The organism is Hymenobacter sp. (genome assembly GCF_031398885.1).
Classification (GTDB): domain Bacteria; phylum Bacteroidota; class Bacteroidia; order Cytophagales; family Hymenobacteraceae; genus Hymenobacter.
This window is the reverse complement of sequence record NZ_JANNOD010000029.1, coordinates 1-25,082: the sequence shown is the minus strand read 5'-3', so window position 1 is coordinate 25,082 and position 25,082 is coordinate 1. Positions and strand designations below refer to the sequence as shown.

Here is a 25,082-nt window from a genome sequence, read left to right as displayed (position 1 = left end):
AGCCGCAGCAACTTCGGCCTGCTGTACTGGAGCATGGCCCAGCAGCTCGCCCACCACGCCTCCAACGGCTGCAACCTCGAAGCCGGCGACCTCTACGCCTCGGGCACCATCAGCGGCGCCACGCCCGACTCGCTCGGCTCGCTGCTGGAGCTGGCCTGGCGCGGCACCCGCCCCGTGCCGCTGGCCGACGGTACCGAGCGCAGCTTTCTGCTCGACGGCGACACGGTGACCCTGCGCGGCTACGCCGAAAAGGACGGCGTCCGCATCGGCTTTGGGGTAGTAACGGGGACGGTGCTGCCGGCCGAGTAAACTGGCTGGCGCGCAAAGTCTCGCAAAGCGAAAAATTAAGTCCCGCAAAATCAGACGCTATTTTATTTAGCGAGACTTTATTTCAACCTTCGCGAAACTCCGCGCTCAATGCATTCGGTCGTCGCGCACCGGCAAATTTGTTACAATTTCGCCCTCGATAATTAGCAGCTCCTGCAACCGCTCTTCCACTATTTTGGGGTCACAATATTCTTTGGCCAGGTCCACGTAGCTCACGAAATGCGCGGCTTCCGACACCATTAATTCGTAATAGAATTTACTCAGTTCCTGGTCGACGATATTCTGCCACAGTAATTTAAATCGTTCGCAGCTGCGCGCTTCAATCAGGGCCGAAACCAGGAGCTGGTCCATGAGCTGCCGCTCGCGGGCACCGCCCTTGCGCACGTGGGCCAGCAGCTGCACCACGTACTCGTCCTTGCGCGGCCGGCCTAGCGCGAAGCCGCGCTTGCGCAATTCGAGCAGCACCCGCTCGAAATGGCTCCATTCCTCGGCCACTAGGTCGGTGAGCGCGTCCACGAGGCGGGTTTTCTCGGGGTAGTGGATAATCATGCTGATGCCCGTGCTGGCGGCTTTTTGCTCGCACCAGGCGTGGTCCACCAGAATATCTTCGATGTTTTTTTCGGCAATATTCACCCAGCGCGGGTCGGTGTTTAGCTTTAATTTCAGGATGGTTTTTTCCTTTATCATCGGCTTATTTAATTAAAGAAATTCCACTTGACGCCCAGCTGAAACCGCCGGGGATACCCGGAATAATACGGCGATGCAAAATACCCGTCCCGGTAAATTCCCTGGTTGACGTAGGCCACTTTTAAAAATACCGACACGGCTTTGATGTCGGCCACGAAAAATACGTCCGCAATCGGGTAGTTGCGAATGGTGAAAGAATTCTGCTGGTAAAACTGCTGGGTGCTGGGGCTGTAATCAAACGCCTGAAATTTGGATTGATAATACAACTCCGCCCCCACTTGAGAAAAGAGTGCTTTGCGAAAAATGTAGCTCTCATAGTACACCCGCGAGGTGGTCACCAGCGTTGGGATGCGCAGGCCTTCCACGTCACCGCCCCGCGTGTACGTCGCCTGGTTGTCGAAGCTCACCCGGCCCAGCCGCGCCCGGTGCCGGGCGTAGCCGATGAGCAGATTGCGCGCATCATTGATTTGGGCTGGTTCTCCGGCGATACCATAGTACACCAGGTCGTTAATTGCTACCCCGCTCACGCTGGCCTCGAAGCGCTGGTCGGTCAGGCCCAGCAGGTTGGGCAGCTTCAGGCGCAGGCGGCCCGTGAGCTGGTTGGCCGACGTGTTCTTGAAGGCGTTGCCGGAGTCAGTCGAGTGGTACCATTCGTAGTGGTTGCCGACAAACTCCTGCTGGGTGAGCGTGGGCGAATAAACAGAGCTCAGAAATTCCGCCGACAGCGGCCCGGTGCGCACGGCGGCCCGCAGCCAGTACTCGTCGAAGAACTTGTACTCGCCGGCGGCTTCCACGGCGTAGATGGTGCGGTAGTTGAAAGCCGCCGTGCCGCCCACAAACCCAACGAAAGGGGAACGCCGCGGGTCAACCGCTCGCATCAGGTTCAGGCCGGCGTTGTCGGGCGACGGCTGCAGGGTCTGGGTCACCAGGTCGGCCCGGCGCGCGCGGCCGTAGAGGCGGTATTCCACGGCGGCGGTGCGCCCGAGCACGCCCAGGGTGTTCTCGACCTGCCGGAAATCGGCCCGGTCGAGGGTGGCCGCCGTGTTGCGCAGAACGCGCGGGAAGAAGGCGCCATCCGTCACCCCATCCTCGCGCGCGGTGAGCAGGCTCAAATCCGTGAAAGTGTTGTACTGGCGCTTGGCGTCGAAGGTGTGGTACACGGTCAGGCCCCGGCCGAGCAGCCGGTAGGTTTGGGTCAGGTACAGCTCGTCGCGGTCCTCCTCGTTGGCGGCCTGGGTCAGGTAGGCCTGTTCCTGCGCGTAGTTGAATAATTCTCTGGGTCGGAGCGTGTCAAACTTCGGCCGGATGCCCCCTTGCTCCGCGGCCCGGTGGCGTACGTTGCTGTAGTTAAACAGCAAGTGGTAGCGCTCATTGTCGCTCTGGTAGCGGCTAAAGAACAACACGTTGGAGTGCTCCACCAGAGCGTCGCGAGGCCCCGCGGAGGCAATAATTTTGTTGGACGCAATCCGCTCGTAGGCCACGCCCACGCTGAAGTTCTCCTTTAGGCTCCGGCTGTAGCTAATCTCGAATACCTGCTCGCCGGCCCCCGTCTGCACCACCCGAAAAAACGAATACGGCGACCGGGAATCGTAGTAGGGCACGGAAGCAGCATTGCGGGCGTACTTGTCGAACGCGTTGCGCCCCAGCCGGGGCCCCAGTTCCAGGTTGGGCTGGTAAAGCAAGGGCCGCGAAGCCGACCCCACGGCCCCCAGGTCCTGCTGAAACGTGGTGTCGTGGAACCAAAACCGGGCCTGGGGCCAGCGCGTGAGCGCGGTGTCAAGCGGCGTGCCGTTGGTGGAGTCGCGCAACACCTCGGCTTCGTAGATGACGCGGGTGGTTTTGGGGCCGTACACCACTTTGGTCGAGTCGTCGAGCACCTGGGCCCCAACCCGGGGCGCCGCCAGCAATGCCAGCATTGCCACCAGTGATGGCAGCAACAATGGACAGGCCCCTAAAAATCGTCGTTGCAGTGGCTTCAAACGGGTAGCAAATACGCCGGGGCTCGCGCGGAGCCCGGCTGGGTCAAAATAAAATCAGGCAGCCGGCGCGGGCATTCGGGGCAAAAGCCGCCGCAGCACCGCGCCGCCGTCGCCTAAAAACGCCACCCGTACCGGAATAGTGTGGGTTGCGCCAAGCATGGCGGGCCGGCCGGCCCACAACCCGGGGGCCTGCAGCCGCGTCGCGTCTTTCTCGGTGGTAAAAATAGGCCACCCCAGCTGCCAATGCGCCTGCAGGGCCGCCAGGTCAGCGCGCTGGAAGGCGTGGTGGTCGGGCAGCAATGCATGATGGCGGATTGCGTACCCTTGGGTTTCGAGGTACTCCCGCAGCGGTTCCGACTGGGCAATGCCGGTGAGCAGCAGCGCCGGCCCGGCCGCCGGGCCGGCTGGCAAAAGGCCTTCAGCTGCCCCGCCGGCTATTTCCCCGGCCAAGGCCAGTGGCCGGGGCGCGCCGTAGGCGTAGGCCGAAAAAAGCACGGGCGCCGCGGGCCGGCCGTAGCGCCGGATGCGCGCGGCTATCGCGGCCTGGGCCGGAGCAGCCAGGGCGGGCGGGCACTTGGTTACCACAATCACGTCGGCCCGGCGGGCCCCGGCCCGACTTTCGCGCAAGCGGCCGGCCGGCAGCACTTGGTCTTGGTAAAACGGCCGGGCCCACTCCGTGAGCAGCACGTTCAGCGCGGGCCGGACGGCGCGGTGCTGGTAGGCGTCGTCGAGCACCACCACCGTAAGGCCGGGGTGCGCTCGCAGCAGCAACTGCACCCCCAGGCGCCGTTCTTCGGCCACGGCCACCGGCACGTTTTCTCCGGTGAAGTGCTGGAAATACTGCCACGGCTCATCGCCCACCGTGGCGGCCGAGTCGGTGGGGCCGGCCAGACGCGGGCCGCGGGTGCGGCGGCCGTAGCCCCGACTCAGAATGGCCGGGCGGTGGCCCAGGCGCAGCAATTCGTGGACCAGCCAACCCACGTGGGGCGTTTTGCCGGTGCCGCCCACCCGCAAGTTGCCCACGCAGAGCAGGGGCACGGCGAAGGTTTCAGCCCGTTTCCAGCCGCTGTCGTAGAGCCAGTTGCGCACGGCCAGCACCCCAGCGTACAGCCACGAAAACGGCAGCAACAAAAAAGCCAATACTGACGGCATGCGGGAGCGGAGGGCCCGGACAAGGCCCGGCAAAAGTACGGCGGTGGCCCGGCCGCCGCGCCAAAGTGGCGGCCAAACGGTTGTTTGCAATTCCCAGCATCTTTTCCCCACCCATTGCCATGCGCCCACTGCTGTTTTTATTTTTCCTGGTCGGGCTGGCGGCCCCTCGCGCCGGCTGGGCCCAGCCCGGCCCGGACACGCTACGCTCCCGCCCCCCCGCTCCCACCGCGCTGGCCGGTTTTGCGGCCGAACGCGCCCGCCTGGACCGGCGCGGCCTCCGGGTGCTGGGCGGGTGGGCGGGGGCCAACCTCCTGATTGGCAGCATTGCCACCGGCCAAACGGAGGGCTCGGCCCGCTATTTCCACCAAATGAATATAGGCTGGGGTGCCGTAAACCTGGCCTTGGCCGGAGCCGGCCTGCTGGCCGCGCGCCGCGCCAGGCGCCAGCCCCCCACCCCCGACCGGCCCGGCAACGTGCGTGCGCAGCTCAAAACCGAAAACCTGTACCTGTTCAACGCCGGCCTCGACGTGGCCTACCTGGCCACCGGCGTTTACCTGCTCGAAAAAGGCCGTAACCCCACCGCCTCGGGCTCCTCCGAGCGCTGGCGCGGCTACGGGCAGTCGCTGCTGCTGCAGGGCGGCTTCCTGCTGCTCTTCGACGGGTTTCAATACGCCGCTCACCACCGCCACGGCAACCGCGCGCTTTACCCGCTGCTCAGCCGCTTGCGGGTTGGGTCCGGCGGGGTGGCGCTGGTGCTGCCGTTGAGCAGCGCTCGGCAGGCTCCCACCCGCTGATGTTTTCTGATAAGCTGTTTGAGTTATTTCTTGGTGGCATGAGAACGGTATAGAGACGCCAGGATGCGTCTCTACATCGACCAAAGGCTAATTTAAACAGCTTCTGAGCTTTATTGAAAACACCCCAGTGCTACGATTTGCTGATGCCCGCGTTTGCTGACCAGCTCCTGCGCTTTCTCGCCACCTTCCCCCTGCCCGCGGCCCTGCCCGACGGCGTGGTGGCCCAGAGCCCCTTCCGGGAGTTGCCCGTGCAAGACTTGCTGGGCCAGTTTGCCCGGAAATACTACGCCGACGGCCCGCCCCGAGCGGCCGTGCTGGGCATCAACCCGGGCCGGCTGGGCATGGGCCGCACCGGCGTGGCGTTCACCGACCCCGGCGCCCTGACCGAATTTTGCGGCATTGCCCACGACCTGCCGCGGCAGCGCCCCGAGATTTCCACGCAGTTTATCTACCGGGTGGTGGCGGCCGTGGGCGGCCCAACGACGTTCTACCAGCACTTTTACCTGGGGTCGATTTATCCCTTAGTCTTGCTGCGCAATGGCCTGAATTACAACTATTACGATTCGCCGGCGCTCATCAAAGCCCTGTGGGCGGACCTGGGCTTGTCCTTACGCCAGCAGGTGCGGGACCTCGGCCTCCGCACCGACGTCGCGGTGAGCCTGGGCAAACGCAACGGCATTTTTCTGGAGCGTTTGAACGATGAGCTGGGGCTTTTCGAAAAAATTATGGTCCTCGACCATCCCCGTTACCTGATGCAATACCGCCGCCGCGACCTGGACGCCCACGTGGCCCATTACGTGGACGTGCTGGGCCGTTTATTGTCAATTAATAATGAAGAAATAAAGTAGCAAGAAACGGATGGGGTAGTGGACCTTGAGTACCGCCCGTTTGAAGTTTTTGTCCACCGCTCGGCCCGCCCGCGCTCATTTTTAATTCTTCATTTTTAATTTTTAATTCTCTCATGCCCACCGTTCAAGACTTAGCCCGCCTGCTGGAAGCCGCTGCCCCCCTCGCCTACCAGGAAAGCTACGACAACGCCGGGCTGCAGTGCGGCAACCCGCAGGCCGAAATCACCGGCGTGCTCATTACCCTGGACTGCACGCCCGCCGTGGTGGCCGAGGCCCTGCGCCGCGGCTGCAACGTGGTGGTGGCGCACCACCCGGTCATCTTCCGGCCGCTCAAGCGCCTCACCGGGGCTAACGAAGTCGAGCAAACCCTCATCCTGGCCCTTAAAAACGACGTGGCCCTCTACGCTGCCCACACCAACCTCGACAACGTGCGCGGCGGCGTCAACGACAAGCTGGCCGAGAAGCTGGGCGTGGCCAACACCCGGGTGCTGGCCCCCCAAAGCGGCACCCTGGCGCGCCTCATCACCTACGTGCCCAACCGGGCCGAAGACCAGCAAACCGACGTGGCCGGCCGCGTACTGGCCGCGTTGTACGCGGCCGGCGCCGGGCAGATGGGCCAATATTCCGCCTGCAGCTTCCGCTCCGAGGGCACCGGCACCTTCACGCCGGGCGCGGGCACCCGGCCGGCCATCGGGGCCGCGCACCAGCCCACAACCGTGCCCGAGCTGCGGCTGGAGGTGCTGCTGCCCCTGCACCGGCAGGCGGCCGTGCTGCGCGCCCTGCGCGCCGCGCACCCTTACGAGGAGGTGGCTTACGAGCTGATTAAGCTGGAGAACGAGCACCAGCACGTCGGCGCGGGCCTGGTGGGGGAGCTGACGGCGCCGTTGGCCCCGGCCGCGTTCCGGGCGCTGCTGAAGCAACGGCTGCTGGTGCCCGTGGTGCGCCACACGGCATTTGAGAAAACCATCAGCACGGTGGCCCTCTGCGGCGGGGCGGGCGCTTTCCTCATTGGGGCGGCGCGGGCGGCCGGGGCCGATGCCTACGTGACCGGCGACGTGAAGTACCACGAGTTTTTTGGGGCCGCGGGGCAGCTCATGCTCTGCGACGTCGGCCATTTCGAAAGCGAACAATTCACCGGCGAGGTGTTTCGGGACTTGCTAACGGCCGGATTTGAGCGTACTTTTGCGGTCTTAATCGCCGAAACCCCTACGAACCCCGTTCAGTATGACTGCTAAAAGTGCCGCCGTGGCCCCCGCCGACGTTCCCGTAGCCGCCAAGCTCGAAGCCCTGCTCACCCTGCAGCACCTCGACTCGCAGCTCGATGAAATCCGGCGCGTGCGCGGCGATTTGCCCGAGGAAGTCCGGGATTTGGAAGACGAAATTGCCGGCTACGAAGTCCGGGTTAAGAAATTTGACGAAGAAATTCAGGGCCTGAACGACTTCATCAAGAGCCGCAAGCAGGCCAGCAAGGAAGCCGAAACGCTCATCAAGAAGTACGACGAGCAGCAGCAGAACGTGCGCAACAACCGCGAGTTCGAAGCCATTGCCAAGGAAATCGAGCTGCAGCGCCTCGAAATTCAGATTGCCGACAAGAAAATCAAGGAGTCGCAGTACCAGATTGACGTAAAAAACGCCGAAATCAGCGGCACGAAGGCGAAGCTGGACGAGCGCCGCAAGGACCTCGACAACAAGAAGTCCGAGCTTGACACCATCGTGGGCGAGAACGAGGAGGAAGAGCGCGGCATCATGGCCCAGCGCGAGGCCGCCACCCAGCCCGTGGAAGACCGTTTATTGACGGCTTACACCCGCATTCGGGGCAACGTGCGCAACGGCCTGGCCGTGGTGCTGGTGCGCCGCGACGCCTGCGGCGGCTGCTTCAACACGGTGCCGCCCCAGCGCCAGGCCGACATCATCTCGCACAAGAAAATCATCGTGTGCGAGCACTGCGGCCGCATTCTGGCCGACGTGGAAGTCCGCGCGGTATAACTTGTTTTGGACGGGTTCAAAAACTAAGTTGCCGATTGAAATCGTAGAAAGGAACGGCCGACTGCCGTTCCTTTTTTGTTGCGTAGCTCATGGCGTTGCTGGCTAATTTTTGGGGGGAGGCGGGCGCCCAGCGCCGGGGGCTGCGCGCCCGCACGCGGCGGGGCACGGCGGCGATGGGGTTGCTGGTGCTGTCGGGCATCGCCAGCCCGCAGGCGGCAGCGCGCACGCAGCCAGAGGCCGGCAGCGCCCCCACCGAGCAGCTCACCGCGGCCAGCCGACTGGCCTACGCCGAAGTGCTGAAGCTGCGGCTCGGCCCCGCCCGCGAGCTGCTGCGGACCGAGCTGGCCCGCACGCCCGCCGCACCCGCCCCCCTGCTGGTGGCCAACTGCGCCGATTTTGTGGAACTCGTCATCACGCAGGACGCCAGCCGCTACGAGGCCCTGGTAGAATCGCAGGAGTCCCGCCTGGCAGCACTAGACCAGGCGCCGGCCGGGGCCCTGCGCGACTACGCCCGCGCCGAAATCACGCTGCACCTCGGCCTGAGCCAGCTGGTCTTCAAACACTTGGTGGCGGGCGGCTACCACCTGCGCAGCGGCTACCACCAGATGGAGGCCGTGGTGCAGCGGTACCCGGCGTTTGTGCCCGCCCGCAAAACGCTGGGCATCTGCGAGTTTGCCGTGGGCTCCCTGCCCGAGGGCTACCACTGGCTGCTGCGCCTGTTGGGCCTGCGCGCCGACGTCGGCACCGGCCTTCGCAACCTGGCGATGGCCGCCGCCCGGCCCAGCGACTTCCAAACCGAAAGCCAGCTGTACTTCGCCCTGATTCGGGAGGGCTACTACAAAAAGCCCGAGGAAGCCCTGCGCCTGACCGAGCGCCTGCACGCCCAGCAGCCCGATAACCTGCTCTTCTCCTTCCTGCTGCTGAGCACCAACAAGCGGCAGCGGCACGGCGAGGCGGCCCTGGCCGCCCTCCGCACCCGCCCCACCGGCCCCGCCTACCTGCCCGTGCCCTACCTGCGCCACATGGCCGCTGACTTGCTGCTCTACCAGGGCGACTACGCCGCCTCGGAGCGCGAGAACCTGGCATTTTTGCGCGAATACCGGGGCATCCATTACCGCAAGGACGCGGCGTTTAAGCTTTACCTGGCGGCCTGGCTGGGCGGGGCGCCTGCCGCCGCGGTGGCCCGCTACCGCGCCCAAATCAACCAGCCCGGCCCCGCCGAAGTCGAAGAAGACAACTACGCCCAGCACTACTACCACGAAGCCGTCGCCTTGCACCCCGTCCTCACCCGGGCCCGCCTGCAAACCGACGGCGGCTACAACCTCCTGGCCCTGGCCACCCTGCGCGGCTTCCGCGTGACGCCCGCCACGCTGTGGCGCGACCGCATCGAGGAACCCTACCGCCGCGCCCGCGCCTACCAGGGCCTGGGCCGCCTCGATTCGGCCTGGTTCTATTTCGAGCGCACCCAGAGCGTGGCGGGCCCGCAAGCACCATATTATTTCGCCCCCCAGGCGGCGCTGCAACAGGGCTACCTGGCGCAGGAAGCCGGCAACAAAGCCCAGGCGCGGCTCTACTTTGAGAGGGCCTTGCGCTACCCCTGGCACGAGTACAAAAACAGCACCGACGCCAAGGCCCTGCTGGCCCTGCGCGAGTTGCGCTAGCGCCGCCCCCTCACCGCGCGGCTGGGTTCTGCGCGGCTCACCATTTCACCATTCTTTCGATTCTGCGTGATAGCTGCTTCCTTCTCTCCCGGCGCGACGGTTTTATTGGCGGACTTGCCCGCCGACTTCCGCGTGCGGGCCTTGCAGTGGGGGGCCAGCTTCCCGCATTGCGTTTACTTCGAGCCCAACGACCTGGCGTACCCCCGTGGCCCGTTCGAACGCCTCCTGGCCGTGGCGGCGGCCCCGGTTGAGGCCGCTGGCTCGCTCGCCGAATTGGAGGCGTTGCTCCAGTCCGGTTCGGGTTCCAGCTTCCGCTGCGGCTTCGTTGGGTACGACATCAAGAATGAAATTGAGGCCCTCACCAGCCAAAACTTCGACGGGCTGAACTGGCCGAAGCTGCACTTCTTTACGCCGCAAACCTGGCTGTGCTGGCGAGCCGGGGCGGTGGAAATTCACGGGCAGACGGAGGGCGTGCTGGCCCAGATTCTGGCGCAGCCGGTTGCGGCAGCCGCGGCGCCCCGCCTGCCCGCCCTGCGCCCGCGCCTGCCCAAGTCCGACTACTTGCGGGCCGTGGCCGCCATCCGGGAGGACATCCTCAACGGCGAAGTGTACGAGCTGAACCTGTGCCAGGAATTCTACGCCGAAAACGTGCGCTTGGCGCCCGCCGATGTGTTTTGGCGGCTGATGGAGGCCTCGCCCGCGCCGTTTGCCGGCTTTGTGCGGTGGCACGACCACTTTCTGCTGTGCGCCTCGCCCGAGCGGTTCGTGGCCCACCGCGCCCCGCGCATCGTTTCGCAGCCCATCAAGGGCACCATCCGGCGCGGCGCCACGCCGGCCGAGGACGAGCAGCAGCGCCTCGCCCTGCTGCACGACGAAAAAGAGCGCGCCGAGAACCTGATGATAGTGGACCTGGTGCGCAACGACCTCGCCCGCGTGGCCCAGACCGGCACCGTGCGCGTGCCCGAGCTGTTTGGCCTCTACCCCTTCCGCCACCTTTGGCAAATGATTTCCACCGTGGAGGCCGACCTGCGCCCCGATGCCACCCTGGTGGACGTGCTGCGCGCCACCTTTCCGATGGGCTCGATGACCGGCGCCCCAAAAATCCGGGCCATGCAGCTCATCGAGCGCTACGAGCACAGCCGACGGGGCCTCTACAGCGGCAGCCTTGGCTGCGTGTGGCCCGGCGGCAACTTTGACTTTAACGTCGTCATTCGCTCCCTGCAATACCGCCAGGACACCGGCTACGTCAGCTTCCAGGTCGGCTCGGCCATCACCTACGATTCGGACCCCGGGCGCGAGTACGCCGAGTGCCTGCTCAAAGCCCAGGCCCTGCTGGAAGTGCTGGGTACGGTTATCAGTGAGCAGTGAGCAGTGAGCAGTGAGCAGTGAGCAGTGAGCAGTGAGCAATGAGCAATGAGCAATGAGCAATGAGCAATTTTGAAGGGCTTGTGTAACAGCATTGTTCACTGCTCACTGTTAATTGTCAACTGTTCTTTACCCTGCCATTCTGTCATTTTTGCGAGTGAGCCCGTATCTTTGCGGCCCGCCGAAGCGCGCTGCGATTATGTCCCAACCCCTGCTGACCCTTGATTTTTTAGACAAAGAAGCGCCCGCCGCCGAGGCCCCGCCCGGCGGGGAGGTGCGCGTGAGTGCCGCCACCCGCACCGGCCGCCAGCGCAAGCTCTACATCGAGAGCTACGGCTGCCAGATGAATTTCTCAGACTCCGAAATCGTGTCGAGCATCTTGTTTGACGAAGGATTCGACACGACCGACGACCTGGCCAGCGCCGACCTGGTACTGCTCAACACCTGTTCCATCCGCGAAAAGGCCGAGCAGACGGTGCGCATGCGCCTCACGCAAATCAACTCGCACAAAAAGCGCCGGCCGGCCATGCTGGTGGGCGTGCTCGGCTGCATGGCCGAACGGCTGAAAAGCAAGTTTTTGGAGGAAGAAAAGATTGTTGACCTAGTGGTGGGGCCCGATGCTTACCGCGACCTGCCCCAGCTCATCCGCCAGGTCGACGACGGCCAGAAGGGCGTGAACGTGCTGCTCAGCCGCGAGGAAACCTACGCCGACATCACGCCGGTGCGGCTGAACTCCAACGGCGTGTCGGCCTTCATCAGCATCATGCGCGGCTGCGACAACATGTGCTCGTTCTGCGTGGTGCCCTTCACCCGCGGCCGCGAGCGCAGCCGCGACGCCCACAGCATCCTGCGCGAAGCCCGCGACCTGGTGGCCGCCGGCTACCGGGAAGTGACCCTGCTCGGCCAGAACGTGGACTCTTATAAGTGGACCAGTGCCGACGGCGCCGAGCGCGTCAACTTCGCCCAGCTGCTGGAGCAAGTGGCCCTGGTGAGCCCGGCGCTGCGCGTGCGCTTTTCCACCTCGCACCCCAAGGACATTACCGACGAGGTGCTGCACATCATGGCGCGCCACGACAACATCTGCAAGTTCATCCACCTGCCCGCCCAAAGCGGCAACTCCCGCGTGCTGGCCCTGATGAACCGCACCTACGACCGCGCCTGGTACGAGGAGCGGGTGCGAGCCATCCGCCGGATTCTGGGCGAGGACTGCGCCATCAGCTCCGACATGATTGCGGGCTTCTGCTCCGAAACCGAGGACGAGCACCGCGACACGCTGAGCCTAATGGAGCACGTGCGCTACGACATGGCCTACATGTTCTTCTACTCGGAGCGCCCCGGCACCCTGGCCGCCCGCAAGCTGGCCGACGACGTGCCGCTGGAAGTCAAAAAGCGCCGCCTTCAGGAAATCATCGACTTGCAGCAGCGGCACAGCGCCGAGCGCAACCAGCGCGGCGTGGGCCGCGTGCACCGGGTGCTGGTCGAGAACTTCTCCAAACGCTCGAAAGAGCACCTCAGCGGACGCAACAGCCAGAACCAAGTGGTCATCTTCCCAAAGCAAAACTTCGCGAAAGGCGACTACGTGGATGTGCTGGTGCACAGCAGCAGCGCCAGCACCATGCTGGGCGAGGCGGTATGAGCCAGCGGCAGAAATTTTTGGCGCAACTACTAGCGGCTCGCAACGCCTCCACGCTGAGCTTTCTGACTTTATGCAGCCTGCTGCGCGCGATGGGCTTTGCTGAACGCGTCCGGGGCAGCCATCACATTTACACCAAGGAAGGCGTTGAAGAAATTATCAACTTGCAACCTGCGCCGGGCGGCACGGTTAAGCCGTATCAGGCCAAGCAGGTTCGCGAAATCCTCATTCGCTACCAGTTGACTGACCACGGTCAGGACGACCCGGAATCTTAATCCGTTTATCATGCAGGAAGCCAGTCATTACCCGGTTATTTTATTCTGGAGCGAAGAAGACGGCGCTTTCCTCGCGGAGGTGCCCGACCTACCCGGCTGCATGGCCGACGGCGGGACGCAAGCCGAGGCGTTGAGCAATGTCGCCCTCATCATTGACGAGTGGTTGGCGACGGCCCGTGAGTTGGGCCGGCCCATCCCTGCGCCCCGTCAGCGGCTACAGCTGGCCGCCTAAATACCCATCCACATTTTCGGACAGCCTTGACCACCCAAGAAATTCAATCCATCAAGCTCCGGTTTGGCATCATCGGCAACGCGCCGGCGCTGAACTACGCCATCCAAGTGGCCGCGCAAGTCGCGCCCACCGACATGACGGTGCTCATTACCGGCGAAAGCGGGTCGGGCAAGGAGTCGTTTTCTAAGATTATCCATGCCTTGTCGCCGCGCAAGCACGGGCAGTTCATTGCCATCAACTGCGGCGCCATTCCCGAAGGCACCATCGATTCCGAGCTGTTTGGCCACGAGAAAGGCTCTTTTACGGGCGCCAACGAGGCCCGCAAGGGCTACTTCGAGGTGACCAACGGCGGCACCATCTTCCTGGACGAAATTGGCGAGATGCCGCTGGGCACCCAGGCCCGCCTGCTGCGCGTGCTGGAAAACGGCGAGTTCATCCGGGTGGGCTCGTCCAAAGTGCAGAAGACCGATGTGCGCGTGGTGGCCGCCACCAACGTGAACCTGCTCGACCGCGTGCAGGCCGGCACCTTCCGCGAGGACCTGTACTACCGCCTCAATACGGTGCCCATCACGGTGCCGCCTTTGCGCGAGCGCGGCGAGGATATTTACCTATTGTTTCGCAAGTTTGCTTCCGACGCGGCCGAGCGGTACCGGACCCGGCCCATCACCCTGCTGCCCGACGCGGTGCCGGCGCTCACGCGCTTCCGCTTCCCGGGCAACATCCGCCAGCTCAAAAACATCGCCGAGCAGATGTCGGTGCTCGAAACTGAGCGCGATGTGGACGCCCGCCGCCTGGCCCCCTACCTGCCGCAGGACCAGGCCAGCCGCCTGCCCATGCTGCTGGGCCCCGGCGCGGTCGACGGCGCCACGGCCGGCTACTCGGAGCGGGACTTGCTCTACAAAATCCTGTTCGACATGCGCCGCGACATGACGGACCTCAAGAAGATGGTGCTGGAGCTGGCCACCGGCCAGCGCCCCCACGAAGCCCAGGAACTGTTGCGCCAGAACAGCCACCTCTTCAACAATACCGCCCCGGCCGGCGCGTTTGAGAGCGGGCCAGCTAGCGAATACTTCCTGCCCGCCGCCCCCAACCCCTACAACGCCGAGCCCGTGCCGGGCTACGACGACGAGGCCCCGGTGGAAGACATCACCCACGAAACCGAAGAAGAAACCCTTTCGCTGGATGTCAAGGAGCGGGAAATGATACTCAAGGCCCTGAAAAAGCACAACAACAAGCGCAAGTACGCCGCCCACGACCTGGGCATTTCGGAGCGCACCCTGTACCGCAAACTCAAGCAGTATGACCTGGAGCAAGTGTAAGTTTTTAGCTGTTAGCTGTCAGCTATTAGCTATTAGCTCTTTGAATGCCCTGCGCAAAAGAGCCATCAGCTATCAGCTAACGGCCATCAGCTTATGCCTGAGTGGCTGCGGCATCTACTCGTTCAACGGCACCAACATTGACCCCGCCGTCCGCACCATTTCCATCGCCACCATCCAAAATAGCGCGCCCCAGGGCCCGGCTTTCCTCACCCAGCGGTTCACCGAAGACCTGAAGGATTATTTCCAGCGCAACACCAGCCTGCAAATCGTGCCGCGCGACGGCGACCTGCAATTCGATGGCAACATTGTGGCCTACGATTTCGCGCCGGCCGCCATCCAGCAACTCAACGGCGTCGACCAGGCCGGTTCCAACCGGCTCACCATTCAGGTCAAAATTCGCTTCACCAACACCAAGGACGACAAGCAAAGCTTCGAGCAGGTGTTCCAAAACTTCGACGACTACGCCGCCAGTCGCAACATTGCGACCATCAACAGCGACCCGAACGCCGTTCGAACGACCACGAATAAAATCATCACCGATATTTTCAATAAATCGGTGGCCAACTGGTAATTGGCAGGTTGGGAGGGGACGGGCTTTCCGCTTCGAGCCGGCTATTCGCCCGTGACCATTTGAAGGCAAGGAGGGCCGGCAGGGCATGGACCACGCGGGCATTTGCGTAAATTAGCGTAATGTTGCGCCCCGCTATTGCGTCCGCGGCAAAGATTCCGGGCCTCGGGTCCGCAATCCGCTGCGCTTAAACCCAAGCCGCCCTCTCCGTGACCCGCGCCACGCTCCTGCACGTTCTCGACCGCCCCACTGCCCTGGGCCCGGCCGAAGTGCGCGAGCTGGAACAGCTGGCCCAGGCCTTCCCGTACTGCCAAACGGCCCACCTGCTGCTGGCCAAAGCGGCCCACGACCAGGGCACCATGCTCGCCGGCCAACGCCTGCGCCGCGCCGCCACCTACGCCGCCGACCGCACGCTGCTGCGCCGCCTCATCGAGCAAGTTGAGCCGGTTGAGCAAGTCGAGCCGGTCGCAGCTACGGAGGAAGCAACTACCTCCTTCGAGCCCGTCGTTTTCGCGGCCCGGGGCGCCAGCCAACTGCCCGGGGCGCCCGCCGCCGCCGCGACGCCCCTCGTCGAAGAAGCCGCGCACGAAGTGGAAACCACGGCAACTGCGCCCCAACCCCTTGCCCACGCGGTGGCGGGCGTGGTGCCCGGGGAAGGCCCCGAGCTTGCCCCGATAGCCGCCGAATTCCTCCCTGATTTGCCAGCGGGGGCGGAGCCGCCGGCTTCAGATTCGCCTTTTGAGGAAGCGGCCCCCGCGGCGGAGCCCGGCGCTTCCGAGCTCATCGACAAGGAAGGAGCTGAGATTGCCGCTACCGCCGCGCCCGGAGTTTTTGCGGCGCCAATTTTCGCCGCGGAAGAAGACCTGCCGGCCGTGGCGCCGGCTATTCGCCCGCCGGTAGAAGCGGGCGCTGCCCGCTTCGAGTTTGGCTTGGCCGAGCCGGCGCCCGCGGTCCTGCCCAACTATGAGTTGCCCGGCTTGGTGGACGAGTGGGCTGCTTCTGCGGTCACCCGCAGCATGGGCAGCCCCGCCTTGACTTCGGAACCGCCGGCCCCGGCCCCGTCGGCATCGGCTGAGATGACCGCCGCCGCTTTCACCGGCGACGACACCGTGGGCTACGCGTTCGGGGAGAGCAGCCGCCTGGGATTTTCGCTGCAACTGCTGGAGTCGTTCGGTGCCCACGCCGAAGCCGCCGAATGCCGTTCGGCGCTGGCGGCTTTGCCACCGGCCGCGCCGCTACCGCCGTCGGGGGTGTTCTTCGAGCCCGACGCACTGCTGCTCGACCACTGGGCCGCGCATTGCCCGCCGGCGCCCCTGCTGCCCTCTTCGCTCGACCTCATCAACAATTTCCTGCGCCACCAGCCCCGCCTAACGCGGCCCGCCATGCTGCCGCCCGCAGCCAGTGCCCAGGCCGACCTGAGCGTGCGCAGCACCCGCGCCGAGCCCGACCTGGCCTCCGAAAGCCTCGCCCGCATCTTGGTGCGCCAGGGCAAAACCGCCCGCGCCATCGAGGTATACGAGAAGCTAATGGTGAAACAGCCGGAAAAAATGGCGTACTTTGCGGCCCAAATCCAACAATTGCAACCCCCGGCGTAGCCCGCCTTTCAGCTTTTTTGCCCCTCATGTACATTATCATCATCGTTCTTATTCTCGTCGTGTGTTTCCTGCTGGCCCTCGTGGTGCTGGCCCAAAACCCCAAAGGCGGCGGGCTCTCCAGCCAGTTCAGCGCCGGTGGCGCGGCCAGCATGATGGGCGTGAAGCGCACCGGCGACCTCCTTGAAAAGCTTACCTGGGGCTTTGCCATTGGCCTCGTGGTGCTGTCGCTCGGCAGCCACATGGTCACCGGCACTTCGGCTGGTCCCGTGCGCAGCGTGAACCAGCAGCGCGCCCTTGAAACCCGCCTGCCCGCTCCGGCCCCGGCCCCGGGTGCCCCGGCTCCTGGCGCTACCGCTCCGACGGGTGCTCCGACTGCCCCCGCTGGCACCAGCACGGCCCCGGCCCCGCGGCCCACGGCCCCAGCCTCTACGCCTGCTAAGTAACTTTCGCGCTTTTCGCGCTGCCAGCATTGAAAAGCCGGTGCTTCCCCAGTGGATTCACCGGCTTTTTTGTTGACCGCCCGGGGCTTGGGGCTGGCCGTTGGCTTGGCCCGGGACCGGGAGCTGACAGCATCGACCGGCCGCTACCGGCCACTTTTGCCACCGCCCGGCTTCGGAAATTGCCCATTTTGTCAGGTTTGTGGCCCTGGCACGGGAAGTGAGACAGGGCCGGCCACGTAGTTTTTCCACCTAATTCAACCCAAACACACACAGAATGGCACTTAGCATGAAACCGCTGGCCGACCGCGTCATTGTCCGCGCCGCCGCCGCCGAGGAGAAAACCAAATCCGGCATTATCATCCCCGACACGGCCAAGGAAAAGCCCCAGCGCGGCGAAGTAGTGGCCGTGGGCGAAGGCAAAACCTCTGACGCAGGTGCAATCATCAAGCCCCAGGTGCACGTGGGCGACCAGGTGCTGTACGGCAAGTACGCCGGCACCGAAATCACCGTCGACGGCGAAGACCTGCTCATCATGCGCGAGTCGGACATTTTCGCCGTGCTCTAAGCCGGTTGAAAATTCTTAATTCCTAATTCTTAATTCTTAATTCCCTTAAAAGTGGCTAAGAACATTCAATTCGACACCGAAGGCCGCGCCCGCTTGCAGGCCGGCGTCAACAAACTGGCCAACGCCGTGAAGGTGACCCTCGGCCCCAAGGGCCGCAACGTCATCATCGACAAGAAATTCGGCGCGCCCACCATCACCAAGGACGGCGTGACCGTGGCCAAGGAAATTGAGCTGCGCGACCCGATTGAGAACATGGGCGCCCAGCTGGTGAAGGAAGTGGCTTCCAAGACCGCCGACCAGGCCGGCGACGGCACCACCACCGCCACCGTGCTGGCCCAGGCCATCTACACGGCCGGCTCGAAGAACGTGGCCGCCGGCGCCAACCCCATGGACCTCAAGCGCGGCATCGACAAGGCCGTGCACGCCGTGGTGGCCAACCTGAAGTCACAGTCGAAAAAGATTGAGAACTCGGCGGAGATTGCCCAGGTGGGCACCATTTCGGCCAACAACGACGCCGAAATTGGCCAGATGATTGCCGATGCCATGGAGAAAGTGGGCAAGGAAGGCGTCATCACCGTGGAAGAAGCCCGCGGCACCGAAACCGAAGTGAAAACGGTGGAAGGCATGCAGTTCGACCGCGGCTACCTCTCCCCCTACTTCGTGACCAACCCGGAGAAAATGGAAGTGGAGATGGAGTCGCCCTACGTGCTCATCTACGACAAAAAGGTGAGCACCATGAAGGAGCTGCTGCCCGTGCTGGAGCAAGTGCTGCAGACCGGCAAACCCCTCGTCATCATCTCCGAAGACGTGGACGGTGAGGCCCTCGCCACCCTGGTGGTGAACAAGCTGCGCGGCTCGCTGAAGATTGCCGCCGTGAAGGCCCCCGGCTTCGGCGACCGCCGCAAGGCCATGCTCGAAGACATTGCCACCCTCACGGGCGGTACCGTCATCAGCGAAGATGCCGGCTACAAGCTCGAGAACGCCACCCTGGAGTACCTGGGCACGGCCGAGAAAATCATCATCGACAAGGACAACACCACCATCGTCAACGGCAAGGGCGACAAGGAGAACATCCAGGGCCGCATCGCGCAGATTAAGGCCCAGATGGAAACCACCACGAGCGACTACGACAAGGAGAAGCTCCAGGAGCGCCTCGCCAAGCTGAGCGGCGGCGTGGCCATTCTCTACATCGGCGCCAGCACCGAGGTGGAAATGAAGGAGAAAAAAGACCGGGTGGACGACGCCCTGCACGCCACCCGCGCCGCCGTGGAGGAAGGCGTGGTACCCGGCGGCGGCGTGGCCTTCGTGCGTGCCATTGAGGCCCTGGCCGCGGTGGACACCCACAACAGCGACGAGCGCACCGGCGTGAACATCATCCGCACGGCCCTCGAAGCCCCGCTCCGCACCATCGTGCAGAACGCCGGCGGCGAAGGCTCGGTGGTGGTGCAGAAAGTGCGCGACGGCCAGGGCGACTTCGGCTACAACGCCCGCGAGGACCGCTACGAGAACCTGGTGGCGGCCGGCATCATCGACCCGACCAAGGTGACCCGCCTGGCCCTCGAAAACGCCGCTTCCATCGCCGGCCTGCTGCTGACGACCGAAGCCGTGATTTCGGACGAGCCCGAGCCCAAGGAAAACGGCCATAGCCACGGCGGCGACGGCGGCATGGGCGGAATGGGTGGCATGGGCGGCATGATGTAATTTCATTTAGCTGCTAGCTATTAGCTTTTGGCTATTAGCTTAAAAAGCCCCGTTGGCAATGCCAGCGGGGCTTTTTTGTGCTGACGACCACTCACTACTTGCGCGGCTTAACAATTTTCTTTTCGTTGATGGATAGTGCAACCAAGACGATGAAGAACACCAGGACTCCGAGTCGGTAACAATTCAGGATAAAGCATAAATTCTGGCCAGTCACCACCGAAACGCATTCATCAGCCACGATTTCGTACTTGAGGCTGACCATAACGTTCACGATACCCAGCAAGCAGTACACAATGCTCAGGCCAAGGAAGACAAGCAGCAACCGAAAGAGCTTGGAGTTCATGTGCGGTATTTGGTATGATGAAAGTTAAGCGAAACCCCCCCGACGCCGGGGCGCCGAGGGCTTCTTCAGAAACGGAAAGCGGAGTTGCCTTACGCCTGCGCGATGGGCGCGGGGTAGTTGCGGGCGTCCAGCATCCTGGTCAGCTTGCCGCTAATGAGGAAGAGCAAAGCCAGGCGAATTACACCGGCGCGTTCATCATCTTCACCAGCTTGCGGTTCACCAGAAAGAGAATGAGGGCGGCGAGGGAAGCCGACACGACAAACACCAGGAAGAAGCCGTAGAGCCCCTCAATCTGGAAGCCCAGCAGCTGCTTGGCGGGCTTGCCTTCCTCGGGGTAGAGGCTGCTCATGAAGCCGGCGAGGTAGTTGGCAATGGCGTTGGCCACGAACCACACGGCCATGAGCAGGGAGCTGAATTTGAGCGGCGAAAGCTTGTTGACCAGCGATAGGCCAATGGGCGAGAGGCACAGCTCACCCACCGAGTGCAGGAAGTACAGGGCCACCAGAAAGAACATGCTCACCTTCACGCCGGGCTGCAAATCGCTCACGCCAAAGCACATGACGAGGTAGCCCAGGGCCAGAAAGGCAAGACCAAACGCCATTTTGAGCGGGGACGGTGGCTCGGCGTTGCGGCGGCCCAGGGCCGTCCAGATAAGGGCCATGAGCGGCGCGCCGATGACGACGAAGATGGCGTTCAGGTTCTGGAAAATGCTGGGCGGCAGCGTGTAGCCGAAAATGGTGCGGTCCATCTGCTCGTCGGCGAAGAAAGTGAGCGAAGCCGGCGCCTGCTCGAACGCGGCCCAGAAGAACACCACGAAAAACGACACGATGAAAATCACCAGCACCCGCTGAATGTCGCCGGGCGTGAGGGACTTGTCGGTGAAGATGAGGGCGACGATGCCCACTACGGCCACCAACAGCAAGGGCACGATGGTCGAAAACTTGGCCGTGTCGAGGTAAAGCACGCCGAGAATGACGGCCAGAATGACCGGCAGCAGCGCAAACACGCCCTTGATGCCGCCCGAGATGGCGGGCGTCTCGCCCACTTGCACGCCTTCGGGCGTGTGCAGGTACTTGTTCTTGCCCCATTGGAAGACGCCTGTGCCGAGCAGCATGGCGATGCCGCAGGCCAGGAAAGCCCAGCGAAAGCTCTCCGAGCGGCCCGTGTCGCCGATGAGGCTGGTGGTGGTGTTGCCGATGAACGAGCCCAGGTTGATGCCCATGTAGAAGATGGTGTAGGCCGCGTCCTTGCGCTTGTCGGTGGCGCTGTAGAGCGAGCCCACCATCGACGAGATATTGGGCTTGAAGAAGCCGTTGCCCAAAATCATTACCCCCAGACCCAGGTAGAGCAACTGGTGGCTGAAGGCGTGCGTGGAGGCGGGGCCGTAGTTGGAAGCCGCGAAGAAGAGCGTGAACTGCCCCAGCGCCATCAGCAGCCCGCCGGTGAGGATGGAGCGCCGGTTGCCCCAGTACCGGTCCGAGATGAAGCCGCCGATGAGCGGCGTGAGGTAGACCAGGCTGGTGTAGCCGCCGTAGAACTTCGAGGCAAACGCCTTGTCCATCATCATGGCCTTGGTGAGGAACAGCACGAGCACGGCCCGCATGCCGTAGTAGCTGAACCGCTCCCACATCTCGGTGGCGAATAATAAATACAGGCCGCGGGGATGGCTCGTGGACTCCACGGACAGCGGTTGCCCGGTCTGGGCGGGGATGGTTTGCATGGAAAAAATCAGGGGAGAGAATAAATAGGTGAACGAAAAACAGCCGTTTCGTTGCGCAAGCAACGCAATGCGGGCACGGTAAATCTAGGAAAGTTTCGGCATTACGGGGCCGTGGGAAGGGGCGGCCATTCCCGCCCGCCCGGCGCGGCGGTTTTGGGCGCGGCGTCGGTGCGGTAGGCTTTGGCGCGGTAGGCGCCCGGCGCGAGGCCGGTTTGCTTGCGAAAAAAACGGGTGAAGTAGCCGGGGTCCAGGAACTGCAGTTCGTAGGCTATTTCGGCCACCGAGAGGGAAGTGTACACGAGGTAATTGTGGGCCTTGCGGATGGTGTGGGCCTGAACGATTTGCTGGGCGGTTCTGCCCTTCACGGCCTGGCAAATGCGGTTTAGGTGCACCTGCGTAATCTTGAGCTCCCGGGCGAACTCCGAAATCTTCTTCTCAAAGGGCGCGGTTCGCTCGATGGCTTTCTGAAACTCGCGGAAGTAGTGCAGGGCCCGGTTGGGGCTTTCTTCCTTGCGGCGGTTGTGGTGCAGCAGGCGGAATATTTTGACGAAGAGCAGCTTGAAATAGCCGTTCAACGCCAACTGCTTACCGGGCAGCTCGGAGTAGATTTCGGCGTGGATTTGCTGCTCCAGCGCCAGCAAATCGGCAAAGCTGACTTCGGCGTTGAAATCGGCCAGAATGTGCACCGTGTTGAGTTCAACCAGCACGCCCGGCGTGGCCTGCAGGATGGTATCGAGCAAGGTTTCGGCCAGCGTGAGGGTGCGGCCCTTCACCTGCGGGCTAAACGTGAAGCCGTGCACCGTGTTGGCCGGAATGATAACCAGGCAGGGCGTGACCAACTCGACCAGCGCCGTGGCTTCGAAAGCCGCGCGGCCCGCTTCGAGAAAGAACAGCTGAAACAGGTTTTCGTGCAAGTGCGGCTTAAGGCCCCAATCGGTGAGGCGCTGCCGGGGCACGATGAGCTGGCTCTGCAGGTAGTCGTGCGACAGGCGGGCCCTGCTGTCGCCGTAGATTCCGTTGTAGCGGGCAATGTCGGTGGTCATGGGCAAGGAGTTAAGCAGGGACAAAGCAAACCTATCGGGCGCGGGCCGCGCAATATCTTCGGCCGCCACGGGCCCTTTCTCCCGCCTTCTTTGGTCAAAAGTAACGTACTGAGAAGACAAGGTTTGATTTGTCCCCTTAAAGAAACGAATTGTTTCACTGCCCACGGGCCGAATAATTCTACCTTTGCCGCCTCACACACGAGAACACCCACCCAACACCATAACTGCCATGCAAGAAGCTTCCCCCCTTGCCGATATTTCCCACAAACGTTTGCAGCCGCTGGGCTTCGGCGACGTGGCCACCGTGCACCTCAACCTGACCCCGGCCGAGCTGGTCGAGCACGCTTTGCGCAACGGCGAGGGCCAGCTCACCGACACCGGCGCCCTGATGGCCGACACCGGCCAGTTCACCGGCCGCTCGCCCAAGGACCGGTTCGTGGTGCGCGACGCCCACACCGAGAACAGCGTGTGGTGGGGCGACGTCAACATTCCCTTCGACGCCGACAAGTTCGACCGGCTGCACCAGAAAATGGTGGCCTACCTGGCCGATAAGGAGCTGTACGTGCGCGAGGCCTACGCCGGCGCCAACCCCGACTACCAGCTCAAGCTGCGCATCGTGAACGAGCAGGCCTGGCACAATTTGTTTTGCTACAACATGTTCCTGCGCCCGGCCGAGGGCGTCGACACGAGCTGGGCGCCCGATTTCAGCATCATCTGCGCCCCCGGCTTCGCGGCCGACCCGGCCCTGGACGGCACCCGCCAGCCCAACTTCGCCATCCTCAACTTCACCAAGAAGATGATTCTGATTGGGGGCACGGGCTACGCCGGGGAGATGAAAAAAGGCATTTTTGGGGTGCTGAACTACCTGCTGCCCCACGAGATGCGCACGCTGCCCATGCACTGCTCGGCCAACGTGGGCGAAAGCGGCGACACGGCCATCTTCTTCGGCCTCTCGGGCACCGGCAAAACCACCCTCTCGGCCGACCCCAACCGCGGCCTCATCGGCGACGACGAGCACGGCTGGACCCCCGACGCCGGCATCTTCAACTTCGAGGGCGGCTGCTACGCCAAGGTCATTGACCTGAGCAAGGAGAAAGAGCCCCAGATTTGGGACGCCATCCGCTTCGGCGCCATCGTGGAAAACACGCGCTTCGTGCCCGGCACCCACACCGTGGACTACGCCAACAAGTCGGTGACCGAAAACACGCGCACCGCCTACCCCATCCACTTCATCAACAACGCCGTCGAGCCCTCGGTGGCCGGCGTGCCGCAGAACATTTTCTTCCTCACCGCCGATGCTTTCGGGGTGCTCCCCCCCATCAGCAAGCTCGACAAGAGCCACGCCATGTACCTGTTCATGTCGGGCTACACGGCCAAGGTGGCGGGCACCGAAATGGGCGTGACCGAGCCGCAAACTACGTTCTCGGCCTGCTTCGGCGCCGTGTTCCTGCCTTTGCACCCCACCAAGTACGCCGAGATGCTGGGCCAGAAAATGGACGAGAACCCCGACATCAACGTGTGGCTCATCAACACCGGCTGGACCGGCGGCAGCTACGGCACGGGCTCGCGCATGAAGCTGCCCTACACCCGCGCCATGATTACGGCCGCCCTCAACGGCCAGCTCGAAGGCGTGAAATTCACCAAGCACCCCGTCTTCGGCATGGAAGTGCCCGGCGCCGTGCCCGGCGTCCCATCCGAAATCCTGGACCCGCGCAACACCTGGGCCGACCGGGCGGCCTACGACAAAACCGCCGCGTCGCTGGCCGAGAAATTCGTGGAGAACTTCAAGAAATACGCCGAATTCGCGAATGACGAAATTCTGGCCGGGGCGCCCAAAGTGGCGGTAGAAGCGTAGTTTCAAGCTTCATTTACTTCCCAAAAAGCCCCGTCGGTTGCAGCCGGCGGGGCTTTATTTTACTTGCTTTTCGTTGATGAAGATTATTTCTGGGCTACCTCCATCCGCATCCCTTTTTTCCCTGCCGTAGAGCCCAATTTCTAAATCTGCGGCTTTGGGGTTATCGAGTTCCGTTGGATGAACATAAGTATACATCCCGTAGCCGTGCCCCGAAACAACCCACCCGTCGGTTTCGCTTAAAGCAATAACTCCGAAATCACCCGCTGGTCCACCCACGTGAACGGGACCAAATTCTTTCATCAAATCGGTTGCTTCCTTCCTAATGTCAGAAATTGATTCAGGGTTATCGAATACGATGTAAGTCCCGTTTCTAAATAAAACCCAGTTTTCAAATTGTGGATTTATTGCGCATCGAACGTGGGTTGTTAATTCTTCGCTTGTCATTACTAACTGCTTTTTCAGTAGAAGAGTAGACAGCTGCAAGTATAATCCCAATGAGTCGAGAAACCCAAACCGCCCCAAAACGCAATTGACTTTAAGGCAACAGTATCTTCTCTACGCACTGCAATTGCTGCGGTTTCTTACCGCCGCGCGGGCCAGCTACGCCGTGAGGACCACCCCGGCGCTCACTGCCAGCGCCGTGCGCAAGGCCGGGCTGCTGGCCATGGTAGTTTCAGGCATCAAAACCGTGTTTGTCCTTTGCTCAGAAGCTGGTTGAATTAGTTTCCGGGCCCTGAAACGAAGTAGCGACGCGTGTTTGCGTCCCTGGTCGTGAAACGAAAATCGGAGCGGCGGCGGCGCCGCGCATACGCATCGCTACTACGTTCAGGCTACGCAGCAGCTAATACACCGCTTCTAAGAGGCTGTTTAAGTTAATCGGGCAAGTCGTCGGATGTTCGCCAGGTAAAGCCAGGCGTTGGCGTGGGTGGTTTTGCGCTCGTAGTCCTTGGCCAGGCGGCGGTTGGCGCCAGCCCAAGCGATGCTGCGCTCGACG

General features: G+C 63.0%; 25 protein-coding genes. 18 read left to right on the top strand and 7 right to left on the bottom strand.

Features of this window, described 5'->3' with window-relative positions:
* On the top strand, positions 1-309 hold a 309-nt coding region (locus RMO51_RS04795; RefSeq protein WP_310392505.1), incomplete at its 5' end, for a fumarylacetoacetate hydrolase family protein.
* A 105-nt stretch (positions 310-414) separates the two neighbouring features.
* On the opposite strand, the gene RMO51_RS04790 is transcribed toward RMO51_RS04795, so the two are convergent.
* From RMO51_RS04790 to lpxK, 3 genes are all read right to left on the bottom strand, one after another.
* Complete coding sequence (locus RMO51_RS04790) at positions 415-1,014, bottom strand: tRNA-(ms[2]io[6]A)-hydroxylase (RefSeq protein ID WP_310392503.1); 600 nt, start codon at positions 1,012-1,014, stop codon at positions 415-417.
* A gap of 8 nt (positions 1,015-1,022) precedes the next feature.
* On the bottom strand, positions 1,023-2,930 hold the full coding sequence (locus RMO51_RS04785) for a putative porin (protein WP_310392501.1): 1,908 nt from the start codon (positions 2,928-2,930) through the stop codon (positions 1,023-1,025).
* A gap of 117 nt (positions 2,931-3,047) precedes the next feature.
* Positions 3,048-4,145, bottom strand: coding sequence for a tetraacyldisaccharide 4'-kinase (lpxK, locus tag RMO51_RS04780; protein WP_310392500.1), 1,098 nt, complete (start codon positions 4,143-4,145; stop codon positions 3,048-3,050).
* A 119-nt stretch (positions 4,146-4,264) separates the two neighbouring features.
* On the opposite strand from lpxK, the gene RMO51_RS04775 reads away from it, so the two are divergent.
* From RMO51_RS04775 to groL, 15 genes are all read left to right on the top strand, one after another.
* Positions 4,265-4,939, top strand: coding sequence for a DUF6992 family protein (locus RMO51_RS04775; protein WP_310392499.1), 675 nt, complete (start codon positions 4,265-4,267; stop codon positions 4,937-4,939).
* A gap of 113 nt (positions 4,940-5,052) precedes the next feature.
* Entirely contained in the window at positions 5,053-5,787 is a 735-nt protein-coding gene (locus RMO51_RS04770) for a uracil-DNA glycosylase family protein (RefSeq protein WP_310392498.1), read from the top strand.
* A gap of 113 nt (positions 5,788-5,900) precedes the next feature.
* Positions 5,901-7,022 carry a Nif3-like dinuclear metal center hexameric protein gene (locus RMO51_RS04765; protein ID WP_310392496.1) on the top strand — a complete coding sequence of 374 codons (1,122 nt, stop codon included), beginning with the start codon at positions 5,901-5,903 and terminating at the stop codon, positions 7,020-7,022.
* Entirely contained in the window at positions 7,012-7,773 is a 762-nt protein-coding gene (locus RMO51_RS04760) for a C4-type zinc ribbon domain-containing protein (RefSeq protein ID WP_310392494.1), read from the top strand. Before RMO51_RS04765 ends, RMO51_RS04760 begins: the two co-directional genes overlap by 11 nt.
* Before the next feature lie 89 nt (positions 7,774-7,862).
* Positions 7,863-9,434: a DUF3808 domain-containing protein gene (locus RMO51_RS04755; protein ID WP_310392492.1), complete on the top strand. Its 1,572-nt coding sequence runs from the start codon at positions 7,863-7,865 to the stop codon at positions 9,432-9,434.
* A gap of 66 nt (positions 9,435-9,500) precedes the next feature.
* A complete protein-coding gene (locus RMO51_RS04750) occupies positions 9,501-10,802 on the top strand; it encodes an anthranilate synthase component I family protein (RefSeq protein WP_310392490.1) in 1,302 nt (433 codons plus the stop codon).
* Positions 10,803-10,998: 196 nt separating this feature from the next.
* Positions 10,999-12,435 carry a tRNA (N6-isopentenyl adenosine(37)-C2)-methylthiotransferase MiaB gene (miaB, locus tag RMO51_RS04745; RefSeq protein ID WP_310392488.1) on the top strand — a complete coding sequence of 479 codons (1,437 nt, stop codon included), beginning with the start codon at positions 10,999-11,001 and terminating at the stop codon, positions 12,433-12,435.
* Entirely contained in the window at positions 12,432-12,707 is a 276-nt protein-coding gene (locus RMO51_RS04740) for a type II toxin-antitoxin system HicA family toxin (RefSeq protein ID WP_310392486.1), read from the top strand. The genes miaB and RMO51_RS04740 overlap by 4 nt, the downstream gene beginning before the upstream one ends.
* A gap of 10 nt (positions 12,708-12,717) precedes the next feature.
* Entirely contained in the window at positions 12,718-12,939 is a 222-nt protein-coding gene (locus tag RMO51_RS04735; protein WP_310392484.1) for a type II toxin-antitoxin system HicB family antitoxin, read from the top strand.
* Positions 12,940-12,965: 26 nt separating this feature from the next.
* Positions 12,966-14,258, top strand: a complete 1,293-nt coding sequence (locus tag RMO51_RS04730; protein WP_310392482.1) for a sigma-54 dependent transcriptional regulator — start codon at positions 12,966-12,968, stop codon at positions 14,256-14,258.
* Between the two features lie 40 nt (positions 14,259-14,298).
* A complete protein-coding gene (locus tag RMO51_RS04725; protein ID WP_310392480.1) occupies positions 14,299-14,829 on the top strand; it encodes an LptE family protein in 531 nt (176 codons plus the stop codon).
* Positions 14,830-15,035: 206 nt separating this feature from the next.
* Positions 15,036-16,421 (top strand): hypothetical protein, encoded by a 1,386-nt coding sequence (locus tag RMO51_RS04720; protein WP_310392478.1) that lies wholly within the window; start codon positions 15,036-15,038, stop codon positions 16,419-16,421.
* Positions 16,422-16,447: 26 nt separating this feature from the next.
* On the top strand, positions 16,448-16,864 hold the full coding sequence (secG, locus tag RMO51_RS04715; protein ID WP_310392476.1) for a preprotein translocase subunit SecG: 417 nt from the start codon (positions 16,448-16,450) through the stop codon (positions 16,862-16,864).
* A gap of 271 nt (positions 16,865-17,135) precedes the next feature.
* Positions 17,136-17,426, top strand: a complete 291-nt coding sequence (gene groES, locus RMO51_RS04710; RefSeq protein ID WP_310392474.1) for a co-chaperone GroES — start codon at positions 17,136-17,138, stop codon at positions 17,424-17,426.
* A gap of 51 nt (positions 17,427-17,477) precedes the next feature.
* Positions 17,478-19,127 (top strand): chaperonin GroEL, encoded by a 1,650-nt coding sequence (gene groL / locus RMO51_RS04705; protein ID WP_310392473.1) that lies wholly within the window; start codon positions 17,478-17,480, stop codon positions 19,125-19,127.
* Between the two features lie 94 nt (positions 19,128-19,221).
* Here the strand turns inward: groL and RMO51_RS04700 are convergent, their stop codons facing one another.
* From RMO51_RS04700 to RMO51_RS04690, 3 genes are all read right to left on the bottom strand, one after another.
* The gene (locus tag RMO51_RS04700) at positions 19,222-19,470 is read right to left on the bottom strand and encodes a hypothetical protein (RefSeq protein WP_310392471.1); all 249 of its coding nucleotides are present in this window, start codon (positions 19,468-19,470) and stop codon (positions 19,222-19,224) included.
* Between the two features lie 178 nt (positions 19,471-19,648).
* Complete coding sequence (locus RMO51_RS04695) at positions 19,649-21,190, bottom strand: peptide MFS transporter (RefSeq protein ID WP_310392469.1); 1,542 nt, start codon at positions 21,188-21,190, stop codon at positions 19,649-19,651.
* A gap of 101 nt (positions 21,191-21,291) precedes the next feature.
* Positions 21,292-22,233: an AraC family transcriptional regulator gene (locus tag RMO51_RS04690; RefSeq protein ID WP_310392468.1), complete on the bottom strand. Its 942-nt coding sequence runs from the start codon at positions 22,231-22,233 to the stop codon at positions 21,292-21,294.
* Positions 22,234-22,462: 229 nt separating this feature from the next.
* On the opposite strand from RMO51_RS04690, the gene pckA reads away from it, so the two are divergent.
* Positions 22,463-24,088 (top strand): phosphoenolpyruvate carboxykinase (ATP), encoded by a 1,626-nt coding sequence (gene pckA, locus RMO51_RS04685; protein ID WP_310392466.1) that lies wholly within the window; start codon positions 22,463-22,465, stop codon positions 24,086-24,088.
* Between the two features lie 54 nt (positions 24,089-24,142).
* On the opposite strand, the gene RMO51_RS04680 is transcribed toward pckA, so the two are convergent.
* Positions 24,143-24,571: a hypothetical protein gene (locus RMO51_RS04680; RefSeq protein ID WP_310392464.1), complete on the bottom strand. Its 429-nt coding sequence runs from the start codon at positions 24,569-24,571 to the stop codon at positions 24,143-24,145.
* Positions 24,572-24,656: 85 nt separating this feature from the next.
* On the opposite strand from RMO51_RS04680, the gene RMO51_RS04675 reads away from it, so the two are divergent.
* On the top strand, positions 24,657-24,806 hold the full coding sequence (locus RMO51_RS04675) for a hypothetical protein (RefSeq protein ID WP_310392462.1): 150 nt from the start codon (positions 24,657-24,659) through the stop codon (positions 24,804-24,806).
* Positions 24,807-25,082: the final 276 nt, after the last annotated feature.

Bases quoted from the DNA above. Each gene is read 5' to 3' on its own strand.
- miaB (WP_310392488.1), top strand. From the start codon at position 10,999: ATGTCCCAACCCCTGCTGACCCTTGATTTTTTAGACAAAGAAGCGCCC.
- RMO51_RS04760 (WP_310392494.1), top strand. From the start codon at position 7,012: ATGACTGCTAAAAGTGCCGCCGTGGCCCCCGCCGACGTTCCCGTAGCC.
- groES (WP_310392474.1), top strand. From the start codon at position 17,136: ATGGCACTTAGCATGAAACCGCTGGCCGACCGCGTCATTGTCCGCGCC.
- RMO51_RS04695 (WP_310392469.1), bottom strand. From the start codon at position 21,190: ATGCAAACCATCCCCGCCCAGACCGGGCAACCGCTGTCCGTGGAGTCC.
- RMO51_RS04765 (WP_310392496.1), top strand. From the start codon at position 5,901: ATGCCCACCGTTCAAGACTTAGCCCGCCTGCTGGAAGCCGCTGCCCCC.
- RMO51_RS04690 (WP_310392468.1), bottom strand. From the start codon at position 22,233: ATGACCACCGACATTGCCCGCTACAACGGAATCTACGGCGACAGCAGG.
- pckA (WP_310392466.1), top strand. From the start codon at position 22,463: ATGCAAGAAGCTTCCCCCCTTGCCGATATTTCCCACAAACGTTTGCAG.
- RMO51_RS04735 (WP_310392484.1), top strand. From the start codon at position 12,718: ATGCAGGAAGCCAGTCATTACCCGGTTATTTTATTCTGGAGCGAAGAA.
- RMO51_RS04775 (WP_310392499.1), top strand. From the start codon at position 4,265: ATGCGCCCACTGCTGTTTTTATTTTTCCTGGTCGGGCTGGCGGCCCCT.
- lpxK (WP_310392500.1), bottom strand. From the start codon at position 4,145: ATGCCGTCAGTATTGGCTTTTTTGTTGCTGCCGTTTTCGTGGCTGTAC.
- RMO51_RS04790 (WP_310392503.1), bottom strand. From the start codon at position 1,014: ATGATAAAGGAAAAAACCATCCTGAAATTAAAGCTAAACACCGACCCG.
- RMO51_RS04785 (WP_310392501.1), bottom strand. From the start codon at position 2,930: ATGCTGGCATTGCTGGCGGCGCCCCGGGTTGGGGCCCAGGTGCTCGAC.
- RMO51_RS04755 (WP_310392492.1), top strand. From the start codon at position 7,863: ATGGCGTTGCTGGCTAATTTTTGGGGGGAGGCGGGCGCCCAGCGCCGG.
- RMO51_RS04740 (WP_310392486.1), top strand. From the start codon at position 12,432: ATGAGCCAGCGGCAGAAATTTTTGGCGCAACTACTAGCGGCTCGCAAC.
- secG (WP_310392476.1), top strand. From the start codon at position 16,448: ATGTACATTATCATCATCGTTCTTATTCTCGTCGTGTGTTTCCTGCTG.
- RMO51_RS04700 (WP_310392471.1), bottom strand. From the start codon at position 19,470: ATGAACTCCAAGCTCTTTCGGTTGCTGCTTGTCTTCCTTGGCCTGAGC.